Origin of the sequence: Pseudomonas sp. (genome assembly GCF_049301935.1) — a bacterium.
In the GTDB taxonomy this organism is placed as follows: Bacteria; Pseudomonadota; Gammaproteobacteria; order Pseudomonadales; family Pseudomonadaceae; genus Aquipseudomonas.
In genome coordinates, this window is the sequence record NZ_JBAQLP010000098.1 from 12,878 (window position 1) to 29,396 (window position 16,519).

Sequence of the window (16,519 nt, forward strand, 5' to 3'; positions counted from 1 at the left end):
TCAAAGATGAACGAGCGTTCTGGGATAGGCAATGCGTTGTTGTCGGTTGTGGTGCCCTGCTTCAATGAGGAAGCGGTTATAGGCGAAACGCTCAACAGGCTTGCAGCTTTTTGCGACCAGCTTGAAGGCTTTACCGTCGAGCTGATATTCGTCGACGATGGTAGTCGCGATAATACGCGAGCGATACTCAAAGCCAGAGCTCAGCTCGACGCTAGTGTCCGGGTGGTCGGTTTTGCCCGTAACTTCGGTCATCAGATTGCAGTGAGTGCGGGTATTGATGCTGCTCGCGGTGATGCGGTCGTATTGATCGATGCCGACCTGCAAGACCCACCGGAAGTCATACATGAAATGATTGAGCTCTGGCGAGCGGGCTTCGACGTTATCTATGGCACACGTACTGAGCGTGAAGGCGAGTCTTTCTTCAAGAAAACAACCGCAAAGGCGTTCTATCGGTTGCTCAACCACCTTTCCGATGTGGCGATTCCGTTCGACACAGGTGATTTCAGGTTGATGAGCAGGCCTGTAGTTGACGCCTTGCGTGCGATGCCTGAGCGCGATCGCTTTATTCGCGGCATGGTGAGCTGGGTGGGGTTCAGGCAGGTCGCCTTGCCATACAAGCGTGCCAGCCGGTTCGCGGGTGAAAGCAAGTATCCGCTGCGCAAGATGATCCGCTTTGCCGTTGACGGAATCTTGTCGTTCTCTACCAAACCGCTGCAGATCGCTATTGGCTTTGGCATGTTCTCGGCGTTATTGGCATTGGCCGGCATCGTTTATGCGCTTACGTTACGCATATTTACCAACATCTGGATCGAGGGTTGGACGGCGATCATGATCGCTGTGCTATTTCTCGGTGGAGGTCAGTTGATCTGCCTCGGCATTCTGGGGGAATACGTGGGGCGCATCTACAGAGAAGTCAAACGCAGGCCTATGTATGTGGTGCAGGAGTACGTAGGGTTTTCGGTACAGGAGCCTAGCTCGTTACGGAACCCGACGGCCACCGCGCAATGAAGGGGCGGATACTCAAGCCTCTTCTGGGCCTGATTGTTGCCGGAATATTCTCATTCATGTTCCTGCGCCAGATCGAACTTGGACGGCTGATGAGTGCCATCGCATCGGTCAATACAGGATGGTTGGTCGGTGCATTCGCCCTGCTCTTGCTTGGATATGCGGCACGGGTTGCCCGCTGGCGACAGATGCTCGCGATTGAGAATCCCGCAATAAGCTGCCAGCAGTGTGCCGGACCATTTATGGCGGGCTTCGCCCTGAACAATGTTCTGCCATTTCGGCTGGGAGATGTGGCCAGAGCGTTTGCCTTCAGTCAGCAGTTGGGGGTAAGCCCAACACTTACGCTTTCGACCTTGGTCGTCGAGCGACTGCTCGACCTGATATTGATCCTGTTATTGCTGGGGGTGGCCATCGAGGTATCGGGTATCGGGGTCAACCGATTACTGGGTGTAAGCGCCCTGGCGCTGATTCTGTTGGCGTCCGGGGCCTTGTCGTTGCTGCTGTTCCCTGGGCTGCTCACGGGCCTACTGCACCTTGGCGTTCGCTTGCTGGTCAGGTGGTTACCTCGGCTTGGCGCGAGAGTGGCACCCGAGGTCGAACAGGTCGAGCGGATGCTGGGAAAGCTGGCCCGGCGTAACACTGCCGCCGGGTTGTTGCTTTGGAGTGGGCTGGCTTGGTGCGCGGAGGGCGGTGTGTATTGGTGTCTGGCCAAGGGATTGTCGGCGCTTGCGGTGACCGAAGCCAGTTGGCTGGCGTTGCCAGTGGGAACCCTGGCAACCCTGATTCCCAGTACGCCAGGCTATGTGGGCACTTTTGATTACTTCACCATGCAGGCCATGCACTTGTCGGGAAATGACTTCCTGGCCTCTGCAGCTTATGCCCTGTTGGTACATCTCATGCTGTGGCTTCCGGTCACCATGATAGGGGGATGTTATTTATTGATGTCTCCCATGAAGAAACTGGTTCTCTCCAAGGAAGCGAAAATTGAATAGGGCACACGAAGAAGGCGTGGTGGTGGTTGGGGGCGGTTTCTCGGGGCTTTCTGCAGCGTATGAACTGGCCAAGCAGGGCGTGGCCGTCACCGTCCTCGAGTCCGAGCAAGAGCTTGGTGGCCTGGCCGCTGCCTTTGATGTCGGGGGGGAAAGGCTTGATCGCTTCTATCATCACTGGTTCACCAATGATCGCCACATTATGGATCTGATTGATGAGTTGGGTGAATCCGGGCGGGTTTCCATTAATCCGACCAATACAGGAATGTATTACGCCAACAACTTCTACCGCCTCTCCACGCCCTGGGACCTCCTCAGATTCACTCCACTTCCTTTTTTAGATCGTATCCGCCTGGGACTGCTGGCGCTGCGTGCGCGCAGGGTGCGTGACTGGTCCACGCTGGAGAACCGTACGGCCAGTGAGTGGTTGCTCGAGCTGGGTGGGGAACGAGTTTACCGCGTAGTGTGGGAACCGCTCCTGAAAGGCAAATTCGGCGAAGCCAGCGAGCGCATATCAGCCGTCTGGTTTTGGAACAAACTGAAGTTGCGGGGCGGTAGCCGCGGCAAAGGTGGCGAGGAAAGATTGGCATACTACAAGGGCGGTTTCGTTGCGTTGGCTGAAGCTCTGGCGGAGCGGATCAGGCAATTGGGCGGGCAGGTCATCACTGGCGAGGAAGTGGTCGGGGTACAGCCGGATCAGGGCGGCTGGCGTGTATCCACGAACTCCCGGGATATCCACACCGCTCAAGTGGTGGTAACTACGGCACTGCCGATCGCCGCGGAAATGGTTGAGGGCTGGGCTGCCGCTGATTACCTTGCGCGGTTACGACGGATCCAGTACCTGGCAAATGTTTGCCTGGTGCTGGAGCTTAAAAAATCGCTTTCGGATACCTACTGGCTGAACGTAAATGATCCGGATTTTCCGTTCGTCGGTGTGATCGAGCATACCAATTTCGAATCGACGGCCAGCTATGGCGGTCGACACATTGTGTATCTCTCCAGGTATCTGCCCTATACAGATGCGCTATATGCGATGGATGCACAGTTGCTCTTTGAGTATGCGCTGCCGTACCTGCAGCGTATGTTCCCCGAGTTCAAGGCAGAGTGGGTGATCAAGGCACATCTGTGGAAGGCGCGCTGGTCTCAGCCGGTGGTGGAAAAACACTACAGCGAGTTGCTGGCAGGGTTGGAAAGTCCGGTTTCTGGCCTGCATCTCTGTTCGATGGCACAGGTGTATCCAGAGGACCGTGGCACCAACTATGCAGTACGTGAAGGCCGTCGTATCGGCCGCGAAATTGCTGCGCGGATAGGAGCAGCCGCCCGATGTGAGGGGGCGAGCAATGAGTAAAAGGCTGTATTGGGATGTTGTGGCTACGCTTTTTTTTGCATGGTTCGCGGCGGCGTTGGTGTTCAGTGCTATTCAGCAGCCCCTTGTCTACGATGACGCCTACAACGCTGCGGTGTCCCGGAATATCGCCGACGGCAAGGGGTGGGTCACGGACTACCACGCGACAGTACCGTTCAACAGCACGGTTACATCCGGGCCAACGCTATTGCTCCCTGCGGCCGTTCTTATCAACTTCCTCGGCGTTAAGCTGTGGATTCCGGCGCTGAGTAACGTTCTGTTGATGCTCTCAGGCCTACTGCTTTATGGGTTGGCGCTACGCCGTTTGACCGATAGTACCAGTCAGTATCTTGCCGTGGTGATTGCCACCCTCGTGTTTCTTGGACTCTACGATACCCGTGCATGGAGCGAGTTTGTCGGTGACGGCTTTATCCCGATAGCGGTTGCTGCCGTATCGGTATTGCTGGTTTGCGTGCTCGAACGCAAGTCCGGTGGTGAGGCGCTGGTGCTGGCGGGTGTCCTGCTTGGGCTGACGTTGCTGAGCAAGTTATACGGGGTAATAGCGATTCTGGGGTTGCTGGCTGCGCTGCTGTGGTGTCTGGGGCGCGCCTGGATACAGGGAACACCACTCAGACTAGTCCGTTTGTTGGGACCGTTGTTTCTGGGGGCCGGCTGCATTCTTTTACCGTGGCTGCTTTACAAGGCGCATGTGTTGAGTGCTCTTTCTGAAGAGGTGAGGGCTCAACGCGCGATTTTCGATGCTCAGTTCTTCAAGGCTTTTGGTTCTGGTATTGATGGCCTGTACCAGGCTGATGACCTATTCGCTTATATGTGGGGCGTGGCTCAGAGAAATTTCTCGGGGCTGGTCCGATCCTTCGAGATCCCACAATGGTGGGCAGGGGGCTGGGTTTTTGCGTTGTTCTGCCTGCCACTGATCACGGGGCTTGTTCTGGCGTTTCGTCGCGAGGTAAAGGGCTACGCGCTGCTGCTTTTTCTGCTAGCGGGGGCGGCGTCTGCCCATTGGATCTGGTTCATGTGCATTTCCACGGGCGCTCCTCGATACGCCAGGATCGCGATCATTTTGAGTTGCATGATCCTTGCGCTGTTACTGTCGCTGCGGCTGCGCTCTTGGTTGGTGCCGGCCGCATTGGCTGTTGCTGTGGTTATGCTGCCACCTGCAAAGAAGGAGACTGTACTCGGGCTTGCGTTGTTCAAGACCGCTCCTGCAGATGCGCTGGCCGCACAGAAAAACTTTATTCGCGCGGCTTCGGTTCGCGGCGAAGAGGGGCCGTTGGTCGGTTGTAATTGGGCTGTGTCGCGTTTGCTCGATTACGCGGCCCCAGAGGATCAGCCCCTCAAGGATGTGGTACTGCTTCTGAGTGATGCTCTCAATAGCGAACGAGAGTCCGGCGCTGCTCATGCGGGACAGATGACCGAACTCGCGAACCCACTGCAGTTTCGTTTCGCGATAAGTGAAATGGAGTGGGCATTCCACAAGTCGATCGGTACTTGCCCCATTCCCCAGTATCTGGACAGTGTCTGTGACCAGCCACTATTTAATGAAGGTTTTTATACCATCAAGCGTTGCACGATTAGCCATGTGCCTCCCGCGCTCGCAGATGCGTTGCACAAGAGTTACCCCAACCATCTTTCAGGAATGCACTGACGCCACTGGAGGTTGCAATGCGGGTACTGGTAACTGGCGGGGCTGGATATATAGGCACGCACACGCTTGTAGAGCTGCTGTCGTCCGGGCATAGCCCGGTGGTTCTGGACAACCTGTCCAACGGTTCCGCCGAAGCGCTGTACCGGGTCGAGGGCCTGACAGGCAGTGCGATACCTCTGTGTCGCGCCGATATCCGTGACCGTGAGGCCGTCGACCGTGCGTTCACGCAGTATGGCGAAATCGATGCGGTTATCCACCTCGCAGGGCTCAAGGCGGTTGGCGAATCGGTCATCAACCCGGCGGTCTATTACGAGAATAACGTCGCGGGCTCTCTCAACCTGATATCGGCTATGGAGGCGTTCAACTGCCGGAGACTGATCTTCAGTTCATCCGCCTCGGTATACGGGGAACCCTCCACGTTACCGCTTAGAGAGAACGCTCCCCTATCGCCGGCAAGCCCATATGCCAGAACAAAACTGCAGGTCGAGCAAATGCTGGCGGATATTGGATACGCTGACAGCCGTTGGAGAATTGCCCTTCTGCGTTACTTCAACCCGGTAGGGGCTCATCCGAGTGGCGAGATAGGCGAGAGCCCGCGTGGCACACCGAACAACCTGATGCCCTATATCATTCAGGTCGCGGCGGGGCTTAAGCAGAAACTGAGCGTTTTTGGTGGCGACTACCCGACCGCGGATGGCACCGGAGTTCGGGATTACATTCACGTGGTGGATTTGGCACGTGGCCATGTCCGGGCATTGGAGGTGCTGGATGACTTGCAGGTGACAACACTTAACTTGGGGCGCGGGGAAGGCTACTCAGTGCTAGAGGTGCTGCGGACTTTCGAGCGGGTTAGCGGACTGCGTATCCCTTACGAGATCGTGGCCAGACGTGCGGGAGATGTCGCACAGTGTTATGCCGACTCTACCTTGGCGCAGCAATTACTTGCCTGGCGGGCAGGTCTGGACTTGGAGCAGATGTGCCGGGATGCCTGGAATTGGCAGTGTACGGGAACCCTTCTTGACGAGGCGCGAGGCGCGAGGCGTGACGCATGAGCCAGGCTGAAGCATTGGTTGGACTACGTCAGCCCGGTCATTACATTACCCAACTGGAGTCACTGCGAGGCTGGGCGATTCTGCTGGTGGTGGCGTTCCATTACTTCGGCATTTTGCTCGGCGGGATGAGCGGTCTGGCGGATGAAGCGCCGTTCTGGTTGCGCCTGCTGGCGGCTGGCAACACCGGTGTCACGCTGTTCTTCGTGCTCAGCGGCTTCCTGCTGATGCAGCCGTTCATCCGGGCACTGCGCAGCGGTGAGCAGATCAGTATCCGTGGTTTCTATGTTTCTCGCCTGCTGCGCATTCTGCCGCTTTACTACTTGGCTGTTTTCGTCGCATGGCTGGTCAGCTCCAACTCACCGAGCGCGTTGAAGGCTCTATTGTTCCTTCCGGTCGGTTTTGAGATTTTCCCGTTTAGTGTCCCTTGGTGGTCGCTGTGCACGGAAATGCAGTTCTATCTACTTCTGCCCTGGATCATGCTGGCGCTGAACTCTGCGCCTGGGCGCTATCTGATGCTAGTTGGTGGCATTGCCTACCTAGTTCTGCATGGTGTCTATTTACTTCGGCCACAATGGCTAGGCGGTCATGCGCCGGTGTGGCTGCAGTCGACACTGTTCGGTCGCGGCACGGCCTTCCTCATTGGAGGCTTGTGCGCCTGGTTTTATCTAGGGAGAGGGCGACAATGGCTGCTCGACTCACGCTATCTTATCGCCCTAGTGTTCCTGCTGTTGTTGGGCCTGATGACGGGGCTCTTACAGTGGTACGGGGTGAAGGGGCAGAAACCTGCGCTGATACTCATGCCGCTTTACCATGATCTCGAGGCGTTGCTCTGGGGTGGGCTTCTGCTGTGTAGTCTCGGCCTCAAGGGCGGGTTGCAGAAGCTGATCATCAACCCGTTGATCAGTCACTTCGGCACTATTTCCTACTCGTTATACCTAGTGCATGTACCAATTCAGTTCTATCTGATCTATCCCGTAAAAGTGGCTATCGGCGATACCGGCACATTGTCGGATATCAGGATGCTGACCGCTGTTGGCGGCAGTTTCCTGTTGTCATGGTTGGCGGCAGTTCTGTGTTACCGCTTTATCGAAAGCCCCTTCCTTAAACTGAAACCCCACTTGCCGGTACTCACCGGTAGGCTTCTGGCACATCCTGCCAAAGCGTAGCAAACCCCGGTTCGGCCTCGCCGGCTGGACGGCCATTGGTGTAGTAGTAGAGCGCCAGGGATTTGCGATAGACCCCCTCCGGACAAGTTACCGGCTGGGGATGCCCGTGGTAGGAGTTGGAGGTCGTGCTGAACACAACGCAACGGTTGAGGATTGGCAGAACACGCGTGGGTGGCCCTTGCATGTCCTTGTCCCAAAGTTCCAGATGGCCGCCATATTCTTCCGGCCAATCCTGATTCAGATACAAAAGGAAATTGAGACGGCGATCCAGAGCAAAGTCGCGGTGTGTCGCGAAGTCGGCATGGACCTTGAGGAATCCGCCACGGCTAATCTGATGAATTCCAGCCCCGCGCAGATTGGGATCGGGAATCAGCTTATCGATACCGGTCATTCGGCTAAGGAAGTCGAGAAAATAATGCGAATTCAACTCCCAGACCAACTGCCTGTAGGCCTCGGGCATCTGCAGGCAGTCACGAATATTGCGCTTGTCTTTCTGCACATATTCGCCGCTGCTCTTGTCCTTGTGCGTGGCATCGTTCCAGATAGGCAGACCCTGATCATAAGGGTACTGCTGCAAAAGCTTCTGCAGCGTAGACGGGGGCAGGAAGTCATCAATTACAATGTGTGGAAATGGCTGGTTATCCTGATAGAGAGGAGCCAACCGTTCTACAGCGCCCTGCAATGCCGAATAATTGATCAACAGGCCCGAGGCAGTTGGCATGGTGGCTTGATCACCGATCAATGTCGGAAATGATGCGTTACTCACTAATCAGGGATCCTTTTGTGTCGGCTTCTCTCAGAACCATATTGTGCGGCCTGGCGCTGCTGGTCATTCTGCTGACCTCGGGTTGTTCAGGCAATGGCCCTGATCAACAACCCAGACCGAATATCCTGCTGATTTTTACCGATGATCTGGGCAACAACGATATCGCCAGCTGGGGTGACGGGACAGCCCCGACACCGACGCTGGATGAGTTGAGCCGTCAATCCGTGCGCTTTCGCAGGCACTTTACCGACAGCACCTGTTCTCCCAGCCGAGCGGCCTTGCTGACCGGCCAGCACCCAGTAAGTGTCGGCTTTCAAGCAGATGGCCTCGGTCTTTCCCAAGACCTGGAGACCCTGCCCAAAAGCCTACAGGCCCTGGGCTATCGAACTTCCCATGTAGGCAAGTGGCATGTAGGGGAGGCGCTTGAATATCCGGAGATTCAGCCCGGGTATCACGGCTTCGACTACTGGTTCGGCATGCTCAATCATTTCGTGCTTCGCGGGCCGGGTCCGGATGGGGGGATAGTGCGCCAACAGCCAACCCATATAGATCCCTGGCTCCAGGATAATGGGACGCCACCTCGTCAGTATCAGGGCTATCTGGACGATTTGTTAACCGACAAAGCCTTAGAGCTGATGGTAGACAGTGAACAGCCCTGGTTTATCAACCTGTGGCTGTTCTCACCTCACACGCCCTATCAACCCTCACCCAGGTTTTCCGATCAATTCCCGGACACCGCCGAGGGACAATTTCAGTCCATCCTCAAACATATCGATTTCAACGTCGAGCGCCTACTGGCAAGCCTCGAGCGCAAGGGACTGGCAGAAAACACCATTGTGATATTCGCCAGCGATAACGGCGGCCCCAATATTGCGCGAGATAACAACTATCCCCTGCTAGGCAAGAAAGCTACGTACCTGGAGGGCGGCGTACGCAGCCCCCTTTGGCTGCGCTGGCCTGGGCACTATGAAAATACTGAAATAACCGCACCAACACATATCACCGATCTTTATCCGACCCTGCTGGCGCTGGCCGGTGGCGAGTCGTCAGGAGATCTGATGGGGCGCAATCTGCGCCCGCTGATGGATGGTGAATCCATGGCGGAACCTGCAGCTTTCCACTGGATGGCAGATGGTGGAGCCCTGGGCATGAGCTATGCTGCTCATTTGCTTGATCAGTCCAGGCTGTTTTATCGGGATGGATTTGGTGTTTTCCAGACCGGCCCGGTTACTCCAGCGATTGATGCGACCTCAGAAAATGACGGCCCCCAGGGAAGGGCACCGGAACGGGAGCAGGCCAGCCGGTTAATAAAAGTAGTTGAGCGTGATTTACGCAGCCCGCCTTTTACCTGGCAGCCCAATACGGAAGGCCAGCCGGCAAGACTCAGCGGCAGGGACTTCCAGAGAGCCCCGGTATTTGGTGGTTTCAGCCTGGGGCTAGCGCTGGGTGAATTATCGACAACGGAAAGATTACAAACGCTAGTTGATCAAACCGGTGTATGGCGCTTGGACTGGCTGCCCGATAGACGCTTACGGGTCAGCGTCGGAGATGTCGAGCAGTTCAGTGCCCCGATAACCGCCATAACCCAGCGTTGTAACAAACTGGTGCTTAGTGCCCATGTAAAGCCTGCCAGCACTTACCCTTTCCCAGGCCCCGCAAGCTCACGTTTGCTGCTCTATTGGAACGGTGAAGTGCTGCTGGATAGCGATACCGTATTGCACCGCCCCGACTCTGCAGAAGTGCTAGCCAACCCCACCGTTATTGGTGCTAGTGCCGATGGTAAACAGCCATTTCTCGGCAAGTTGCTGGCGCAACCGGTCATAGTCAACAAGCTCCTGCTCGCCGGACAGGAGGGATACGACCTCGCGGATATGGCCACAGAACTTTGTCCAGAGGACTTGCTGGATGAACTCTGAGTCCAATGGATCTCGATGGCTTGCTTACAGCGCAATAATGCGGAAATGAGTCGCCGCGCAATAGTCTTCGCATGCTTGATTCTGCCACTGGTTAGCCTGGGTGCCTGGATTGGAATGGGTACAGTGCGCCCAGCATCTCTATCGGCCACTGACCACTGGGTAGCCGAAGACAGCTGCCAGACCTGCCACCAGCCGCAGCACCAGAGCTGGCAAGGCTCCCACCACCACCTGGCAATGCAGCAGGCAAGCGAACAGTCGGTGCTGGGCAGCTTCGATACCCAGACCTTTTCCGGATCGCGAGGACACACCCATTTTCGGCGCAAGGCCGATGGCTTCTGGGTGAATACCACAGGTCCCGATGGCAAGCCGGCTGACTACCCTGTCGTCTATACCTTTGGTGTCGAGCCGCTGCAGCAGTACTTGCTGGCGTTGCCCGGCGGGCGGCTACAGGCGCTCGACGTGGCCTGGGATACCCAGGAAAAGCAATGGTTCGAACTCTACCCAGGCCAGCAAATCAAGCATGACGACGCCCTGCATTGGACGGGTCTGAATCAGAACGCAAACTTTATGTGCATCGAGTGCCATGCCACGGGTTTCAAACGCAACTACGATCCGCTTACCGACCGCTATGCCAGCACCTGGCAGGCTCTGGGGGTGGGCTGCCAAAGCTGCCACGGGCCCGCAGCAGGCCACCTGGAATGGCTTGAGCATCCAACCGAGAAGGCAGGCCATGGCTTTTCATCTACGCCCGTGGACGACAGTGCAAGAAGAGAGGCCGAGGTTTGCGGTCGCTGCCACAGCCGCAGGGCCGCACTCAGCGATGGCTACCAGCATGCCAATCACATGATGGATGACTACCTGCCCAGCATCCTTAGCCCGGTCCTCAATGAAATTGATGGCAAGATCAAAGACGAAGTCTTCGAATACGGCTCCTTCGTACAGAGCCGCATGCATGCCGCCGGTGTGCGTTGTACGGACTGCCACAACCCACACTCCACCGAGTTGCGCGCCACGGGGAATGCCCTGTGCACGCAATGTCACAACCCATCGGGCCAGGCAGTTCGTGCCGGTATCAACTCTGCAGGCCTTGTGAGCAAGAATTACGACTCGCCGGAACATCATCGGCATCGACAGGAAACGACGGCGGCGCAATGCATCAGTTGCCATATGCCGGGCCGCCACTTTATGGTCAAAGACCTGCGCCACGATCATAGCTTCAGTGTGCCAAACCCGGTTCAGGCCATAAAACTGGGGCACAATGATGCCTGTATTAGCTGTCACCAAGATATGCCTGAGACCGATCTGATCGAACAGTTCAAGCTTCGCTTTGATAACCCCTTGCCGCGTGATGGCGGCTATGCCGCGGCTCTCTTCAAAGCCAGACATGGTCACGCTGGCGCAGCCGAGGCGCTGCTGACACAGCTGGCTCGGCCTGAGAGAGATCTGGCGGCTATACGCAGGGCGACCCTGTTGACTGAGCTGCCTCGATACCCTTCCGCGCAAGCTCAGCAGATGGCCGTACGGGCGCTTGAACATGTTGATCCGCAGGTAAGAGAGGTCGCAGTCAACAGCCTGGAAAACCTGACGGACGAAGTGCAAAAGCTTAAGTGGCTAAGCCCGCTGCTGCGCGACCCAGTACGAGCGGTCCGCATAGCAGCGGCATGGCAACTGGCGCAGGTGAATCAGAGTCTGATTTCGAGTACGAATGATTTCCAGCAGGCCATTGACGAATACGAACAAGTTCAACTGACCCTACTTGAACGTCCCGAGAGCTGTCTCAACCTGGCCATGTTGTATCAACTGCGTGGCCGACACGCGCAGGTCGAGCCCGCATTGCGCATGGCTCTACAACGTGACGGGCAATTTCAACCAGCCAGAATTCTGCTTGCGCAATGGATCGAGCAAGGTGGTGGCTCAGAATCAGCGAAGCAGCTACTTGAGGGCGCGATAGAGCATGCTCAGCAGCCAGCCGATCTGCATCACGCACTGGCAATGCACTTGATACGCCTTGGTCAGCGTGAGGAGGCGCTAGTACAGCTGGAAAAGGCCCATGAACTAACCCTCGGCCGTGGCCACTATGCCTATGCTTATGCGGTAGGGCTTTATGAGGCCGGAATGATGGACAAGGCCCTAAACATTCTCAACACCCGCCTGCTTCAGGACCCAGCGGATCGCATCATTCGTGGAGCCCTGCTAGCTTATGCACAACATTCCGGCGACCGGGACAAAATACAGTCGCTTATCCACGATCTGAAATCGATCAATCCGGGAGACCCGCTCCTGCAGCGTGCATGGTGAACTGTGATCTCACTACTAAAACGATTGTCAGCAAGCATGTTTTTTAAGGAGAGTACGCTTGAAAGAGCCAACCGACTGTTCGATTCGGGACACGTTCTGCAAGCAATTCAACTGTTGACCGAACAGAACCGGCAGGCTGCCTCGACAGAAGTCGAACAACGCCTGGTCGAAATGAGGCATCAAGGCTTCTTCCACCTTGCCCATGATGCAGGGCTGGGCTGCTGGCCACCTGAACTTGTAGAGTCACCGTACCCCGCGGGTGCGATTCCGGCTGTCAGCCGCAGCGAGTTTTCTGCACAGACACTTAAAGACGGGATTATCGGCCACGGCTCTCTTATCGTCAGGCAATTGCTAACCCCCGTACAGGTCAAGCGTATGGTCGAAACGATAGACAATGCAATCTTGGCCTATGACGCCGGGCCTGGCGAAACGCAACTGGATGACCGACAGGTTTGGTATAGCCCTCTGCAACCTTGTTCGGAAAACGGCCCCCAGAAAATCGCAAGAAAATGGGTACGGGATGGCGGAGGAATACTGGCAGCGGACTCGCCCAGGGCTGTCTTCAACCTTACCGAGATCCTGGGACAGGTCGGCGTACTATCAGTGCTTGGCGATTATCTAGGTGAGCGCCCTGCACTTTCAGTGAAAAAAACGACCCTGCGCCGGGTGCCGGTAACTTCGAGCTCAGGCTGGCATCAGGACGGCGCGTTTCTCGGCCCCGACATACGTACGGTCAACCTCTGGATAGCCTTGAGCGATTGCGGCGTAGATGCACCGTCCATGGATATGGTGCCAAAGCGCCTAGACTCGATAGTACCAACGGGAACCGGCCAGGCCAGCTTTAGCTGGTCGCTGGATGACCCGGCGGTAATGGCGGCGGCAGGCGACACTCCACCGGTCAGACTGACTTTCAAGGCTGGGGATGCCATTTTGTTCGATGAGCTGAACTTGCACCGAACTGCAATCGATTCGCAGATGAGCCGTGATCGCTATGCTATCGAGGCCTGGTTCTTCGCACCCTCCCACTACCCGCTGAATCAGCTGCCGATACTGTGTTAACCATACCTGTGACACGCCTTCAAATAACTGAGGTCTAACGTATTGCGTTGGTTTAGAGCGGCTACCCAATAGCGCCGGACATTTGGCCGTACTGCGGTTTATTGTTTAGAGGGGAGTTCAGAGCGCTGCCCGGGCACCACCGGGGCGGGTTGGCAGGAATAAATTTTCTGGTGGACTACAGCGTCGGACAGCGACACCAGGCAATACCACGCAACTCTGCTTGCAGGCATGTAGCCGCTCTTGCACAAAAGAGAAAAATGCCGTTCACCCGAGCAAGTGAACGGCATTAGAGGTCTAGCTTAGGATTCAGCGGTCAAGCGTTATTCCACGGCTTTAACCATGTCTTCGATGACTTTCTTTGCATCGCCGAAGACCATCATGGTCTTGTCCAGGTAGAACAGTTCGTTGTCCAGGCCGGCGTAGCCGCTGGCCATCGAGCGCTTGTTGACGATCACGGTCTTGGCTTTATAAGCCTCGAGGATCGGCATACCGGCGATCGGCGACTTCGGATCGTTCTTCGCGGCCGGATTGACCACGTCGTTGGCACCGAGCACCAGCACCACGTCGGCCTGGCCGAACTCGGAGTTGATGTCGTCCATCTCGAACACCTGCTCGTAAGGCACTTCGGCCTCGGCCAGCAGAACGTTCATGTGGCCCGGCATACGCCCGGCAACCGGGTGGATCGCGTACTTTACGGTCACGCCACGGTGGGTCAGCTTCTCGGCCAGTTCCATCAGTGCGTGCTGGGCACGGGCCACCGCCAGGCCGTAGCCGGGGACGATGATCACGGTGTCGGCGTTGGTCAGCAGGAAGGCCGCGTCGTCGCTCGAGCCGGACTTCACCGGGCGAGCTTCCTGAGCACCGGCAGGGCCTGCAGCTTCAGCCGCACCACCGAAACCACCGAGGATCACGTTGAAGAACGAACGGTTCATCGCCTTGCACATGATGTACGAGAGGATCGCACCCGAGGAACCGACCAGCGAACCGGCGATGATCAGCATCGAGTTGTTCAGCGAGAAGCCGATACCGGCCGCTGCCCAGCCCGAGTAGCTGTTAAGCATCGATACGACGACCGGCATGTCCGCGCCGCCAATCGGGATGATGATCAGCACGCCGATGACGAAGGCCAGGGCCAGCAGGATGGCGAAGGCAGTGATGTCACCGGTGAAGGTGTACACCAGACCCAGACCAAGAATCGCCAGGCCGATGGCCAGATTGACCCAGTGTTGGCCCTTGAACTGTACCGGTGCGCCCTGGAACAGGCGGAACTTGTACTTGCCCGAGAGCTTGCCGAAGGCGATTACCGAACCGGAGAAGGTGATGGCACCGATGGCCGCACCGAGGAACAGCTCCAAACGGTTGCCCGATGGAATCGCATCGCCCAGCGCGGCAACGATACCCAGGGACTGCGGCTCAACCACGGCGGCAATGGCGATAAACACCGCAGCCAGGCCGATCATGCTGTGCATGAAGGCGACCAGTTCCGGCATCTTGGTCATTTCCACACGCTTGGCCATCACGGTGCCGACAGTGCCGCCGACCAGCAGGCCGACAATCACATAGCCGATGCCGGCAGTGGCAATCTCAGCACCGAGCTTGTAGATCAGGCCCACGGTGGTCAGTACCGCCAGACCCATGCCGATCATGCCAAACAGGTTGCCGCGGCGCGAGGTGGTCGGATGTGACAGGCCTTTAAGCGCCTGGATAAAGCAGATCGAGGCGACGAGGTAGAGAACAGTGATCAGATTCATGCTCATCAATGCTTCTCCACTGCAGCGGCTTTCGGCGCTTTCTTCTTAAACATTTCCAGCATGCGCCGGGTTACCAGGAAACCACCGACCACGTTAACCGCGGCCAGGGCCACGGCCAGGGTGCCCATGGTCTTGCCCAGCGGGGTTACGGTCAGCGCCGCGGCCAGCATGGCGCCGACGATCACGATCGCGGAAATCGCGTTGGTTACCGCCATCAACGGGGTGTGCAGGGCCGGCGTCACGTTCCACACCACGTGGTAGCCCACGTAGATGGCCAGCACGAAGATGATCAGGTTGTAGATGCCGTCAGAAATCATATCCATGAGCGTTGCTCCCCTTAGCCGTTAGTGCGCACGACGTTGCCGTCACGGCACATCAGGCACGCGGCGACGATGTCGTCTTCAAGGTTGAGGTGGAACTTGCCTTCGCCGTCGATAACCAGCTTGAGGAAGTCCAGCAGATTGCGTGCGTACAGCGCCGAAGCATCGGCCGGCACCAGGGCCGCCAGGTTGCTGTGGCCGACGATGGTCACGCCATGCTCAACCACCACCTGTTCGGCGACGGTCAGCGGGCAGTTGCCGCCTTGTGCTGCAGCCAGGTCGATGATCACCGAACCGGGCTTCATTTCCGCCACGGTGGCGGCATGCAGCAGGGTCGGTGCCTTGCGGCCCGGAATCAGTGCGGTGGTGATGACGATATCAGCCTGCTTGGCGCGCTCGTGCACCGCCTTGGCCTGACGCTCCATCCATGAGGCTGGCATCGGCCGCGCGTAGCCGCCCACGCCCTGGGCGCATTCGCGCTCCTCATCGGTCTCGAACGGCACATCGACGAACTTGGCGCCGAGCGACTCGATCTGCTCCTTCACCGCCGGACGCACGTCCGAGGCCTCGATCACCGCACCCAGGCGCTTGGCCGTGGCGATGGCCTGCAGGCCGGCAACACCGGCACCGAGGATCAGAATGCGCGCGGCCTTCACGGTACCGGCGGCCGTCATCAGCATCGGCATAAAGCGCGGGTAGTGATGCGCGGCCAGCAGCACGGCCTTGTAGCCGGCGATGTTGGCCTGCGAGCTGAGCACGTCCAGGCTCTGCGCACGGGAGGTGCGCGGGGCGGCTTCCAGGGCGAAGGCGGTCACGCCGCGGGCATTGATGCGCGCGATGGTCTCGTTGCTGAACGGATTGAGCATGCCCACCAATACGGCACCGGCTTGCATATGCGCCAGCTCAGCATCGGTTGGGGCAACCACTTTCAGCACCAGATCGGCAGCAAAGGCAGCAGCGTCGCTGCCGATAGCCGCGCCAACCGCTTCATAGGCGCTGTCCGGAATGCTCGCGCTAACGCCAGCACCGCTCTGTACAGTCACCTGATGGCCTTGGCCGATCAGCTTCTTGATGGTTTCGGGAGTTGCGGCAACGCGCGTCTCACCAGCATGGGTTTCGAGAGGAACACCGATGTGCACTTCAATTCTCCTGCGTGATCTTTTTGGTGAACCGGCGCACTGCGGAT

General features: G+C 57.5%; 13 protein-coding genes. 9 read left to right on the plus strand and 4 right to left on the minus strand.

The features are described 5' to 3' along the window. Positions 1–6 precede the first annotated feature (6 nt). From WA145_RS12985 to WA145_RS13010, 6 genes are read left to right on the plus strand one after another with little or no spacing between them, the layout of a single operon-like run. Positions 7–1,008 carry a glycosyltransferase family 2 protein gene (locus tag WA145_RS12985; RefSeq protein ID WP_422581978.1) on the plus strand — a complete coding sequence of 334 codons (1,002 nt, stop codon included), beginning with the start codon at positions 7–9 and terminating at the stop codon, positions 1,006–1,008. Next, positions 1,005–1,997, plus strand: a complete 993-nt coding sequence (locus WA145_RS12990) for a lysylphosphatidylglycerol synthase transmembrane domain-containing protein (protein WP_422581979.1) — start codon at positions 1,005–1,007, stop codon at positions 1,995–1,997. The genes WA145_RS12985 and WA145_RS12990 overlap by 4 nt, the downstream gene beginning before the upstream one ends. Continuing rightward, entirely contained in the window at positions 1,990–3,342 is a 1,353-nt protein-coding gene (locus WA145_RS12995) for an NAD(P)/FAD-dependent oxidoreductase (RefSeq protein ID WP_422581980.1), read from the plus strand. Before WA145_RS12990 ends, WA145_RS12995 begins: the two co-directional genes overlap by 8 nt. Further along, positions 3,335–5,005, plus strand: a complete 1,671-nt coding sequence (locus tag WA145_RS13000; protein WP_422581981.1) for a hypothetical protein — start codon at positions 3,335–3,337, stop codon at positions 5,003–5,005. The genes WA145_RS12995 and WA145_RS13000 overlap by 8 nt, the downstream gene beginning before the upstream one ends. Positions 5,006–5,022: 17 nt before the next feature. Then, positions 5,023–6,057 (plus strand): UDP-glucose 4-epimerase GalE, encoded by a 1,035-nt coding sequence (galE, locus tag WA145_RS13005; protein ID WP_422581982.1) that lies wholly within the window; start codon positions 5,023–5,025, stop codon positions 6,055–6,057. Further along, positions 6,054–7,223 carry an acyltransferase family protein gene (locus tag WA145_RS13010; RefSeq protein WP_422581983.1) on the plus strand — a complete coding sequence of 390 codons (1,170 nt, stop codon included), beginning with the start codon at positions 6,054–6,056 and terminating at the stop codon, positions 7,221–7,223. Before galE ends, WA145_RS13010 begins: the two co-directional genes overlap by 4 nt. Here WA145_RS13010 and WA145_RS13015 read toward each other — a convergent pair. Then, entirely contained in the window at positions 7,186–7,989 is an 804-nt protein-coding gene (locus WA145_RS13015; protein ID WP_422581984.1) for a 2OG-Fe(II) oxygenase, read from the minus strand. The genes WA145_RS13010 and WA145_RS13015 overlap by 38 nt on opposite strands. A gap of 17 nt (positions 7,990–8,006) precedes the next feature. Between WA145_RS13015 and WA145_RS13020 the strand changes: the two genes are divergently transcribed. The 3 genes from WA145_RS13020 to WA145_RS13030 all read left to right on the plus strand — a co-directional run bounded on the left by WA145_RS13020 (position 8,007) and on the right by WA145_RS13030 (position 13,262). Further along, positions 8,007–9,905, plus strand: a complete 1,899-nt coding sequence (locus WA145_RS13020; RefSeq protein ID WP_422581985.1) for a sulfatase-like hydrolase/transferase — start codon at positions 8,007–8,009, stop codon at positions 9,903–9,905. Positions 9,906–10,019: 114 nt separating this feature from the next. Beyond that, positions 10,020–12,203, plus strand: coding sequence for a multiheme c-type cytochrome (locus WA145_RS13025; protein WP_422581986.1), 2,184 nt, complete (start codon positions 10,020–10,022; stop codon positions 12,201–12,203). 36 nt (positions 12,204–12,239) lie between these two features. Further along, entirely contained in the window at positions 12,240–13,262 is a 1,023-nt protein-coding gene (locus tag WA145_RS13030; protein WP_422581987.1) for a phytanoyl-CoA dioxygenase family protein, read from the plus strand. 320 nt (positions 13,263–13,582) lie between these two features. On the opposite strand, the gene WA145_RS13035 is transcribed toward WA145_RS13030, so the two are convergent. From WA145_RS13035 to WA145_RS13045, 3 genes are read right to left on the minus strand one after another with little or no spacing between them, the layout of a single operon-like run. Next, a complete protein-coding gene (locus tag WA145_RS13035) occupies positions 13,583–15,019 on the minus strand; it encodes an NAD(P)(+) transhydrogenase (Re/Si-specific) subunit beta (RefSeq protein WP_422581988.1) in 1,437 nt (478 codons plus the stop codon). Next, complete coding sequence (locus tag WA145_RS13040) at positions 15,019–15,336, minus strand: NAD(P) transhydrogenase subunit alpha (RefSeq protein ID WP_422581989.1); 318 nt, start codon at positions 15,334–15,336, stop codon at positions 15,019–15,021. The genes WA145_RS13035 and WA145_RS13040 overlap by 1 nt, the downstream gene beginning before the upstream one ends. A 14-nt stretch (positions 15,337–15,350) precedes the next feature. Further along, entirely contained in the window at positions 15,351–16,472 is a 1,122-nt protein-coding gene (locus WA145_RS13045) for a Re/Si-specific NAD(P)(+) transhydrogenase subunit alpha (protein ID WP_422581990.1), read from the minus strand. Positions 16,473–16,519: the final 47 nt, after the last annotated feature.

What these genes read in the sequence shown, in the direction of transcription:
- WA145_RS12985 (WP_422581978.1), top strand. Translation starts at nt 7, where the DNA reads ATGAACGAGCGTTCTGGGATAGGCAATGCGTTGTTGTCGGTTGTGGTG.
- WA145_RS12990 (WP_422581979.1), top strand. Translation starts at nt 1,005, where the DNA reads ATGAAGGGGCGGATACTCAAGCCTCTTCTGGGCCTGATTGTTGCCGGA.
- WA145_RS13000 (WP_422581981.1), top strand. Translation starts at nt 3,335, where the DNA reads ATGAGTAAAAGGCTGTATTGGGATGTTGTGGCTACGCTTTTTTTTGCA.
- galE (WP_422581982.1), top strand. Translation starts at nt 5,023, where the DNA reads ATGCGGGTACTGGTAACTGGCGGGGCTGGATATATAGGCACGCACACG.
- WA145_RS13010 (WP_422581983.1), top strand. Translation starts at nt 6,054, where the DNA reads ATGAGCCAGGCTGAAGCATTGGTTGGACTACGTCAGCCCGGTCATTAC.
- WA145_RS13025 (WP_422581986.1), top strand. Translation starts at nt 10,020, where the DNA reads ATGGGTACAGTGCGCCCAGCATCTCTATCGGCCACTGACCACTGGGTA.
- WA145_RS13030 (WP_422581987.1), top strand. Translation starts at nt 12,240, where the DNA reads ATGTTTTTTAAGGAGAGTACGCTTGAAAGAGCCAACCGACTGTTCGAT.
- WA145_RS13035 (WP_422581988.1), bottom strand. Translation starts at nt 15,019, where the DNA reads ATGAGCATGAATCTGATCACTGTTCTCTACCTCGTCGCCTCGATCTGC.
- WA145_RS13040 (WP_422581989.1), bottom strand. Translation starts at nt 15,336, where the DNA reads ATGGATATGATTTCTGACGGCATCTACAACCTGATCATCTTCGTGCTG.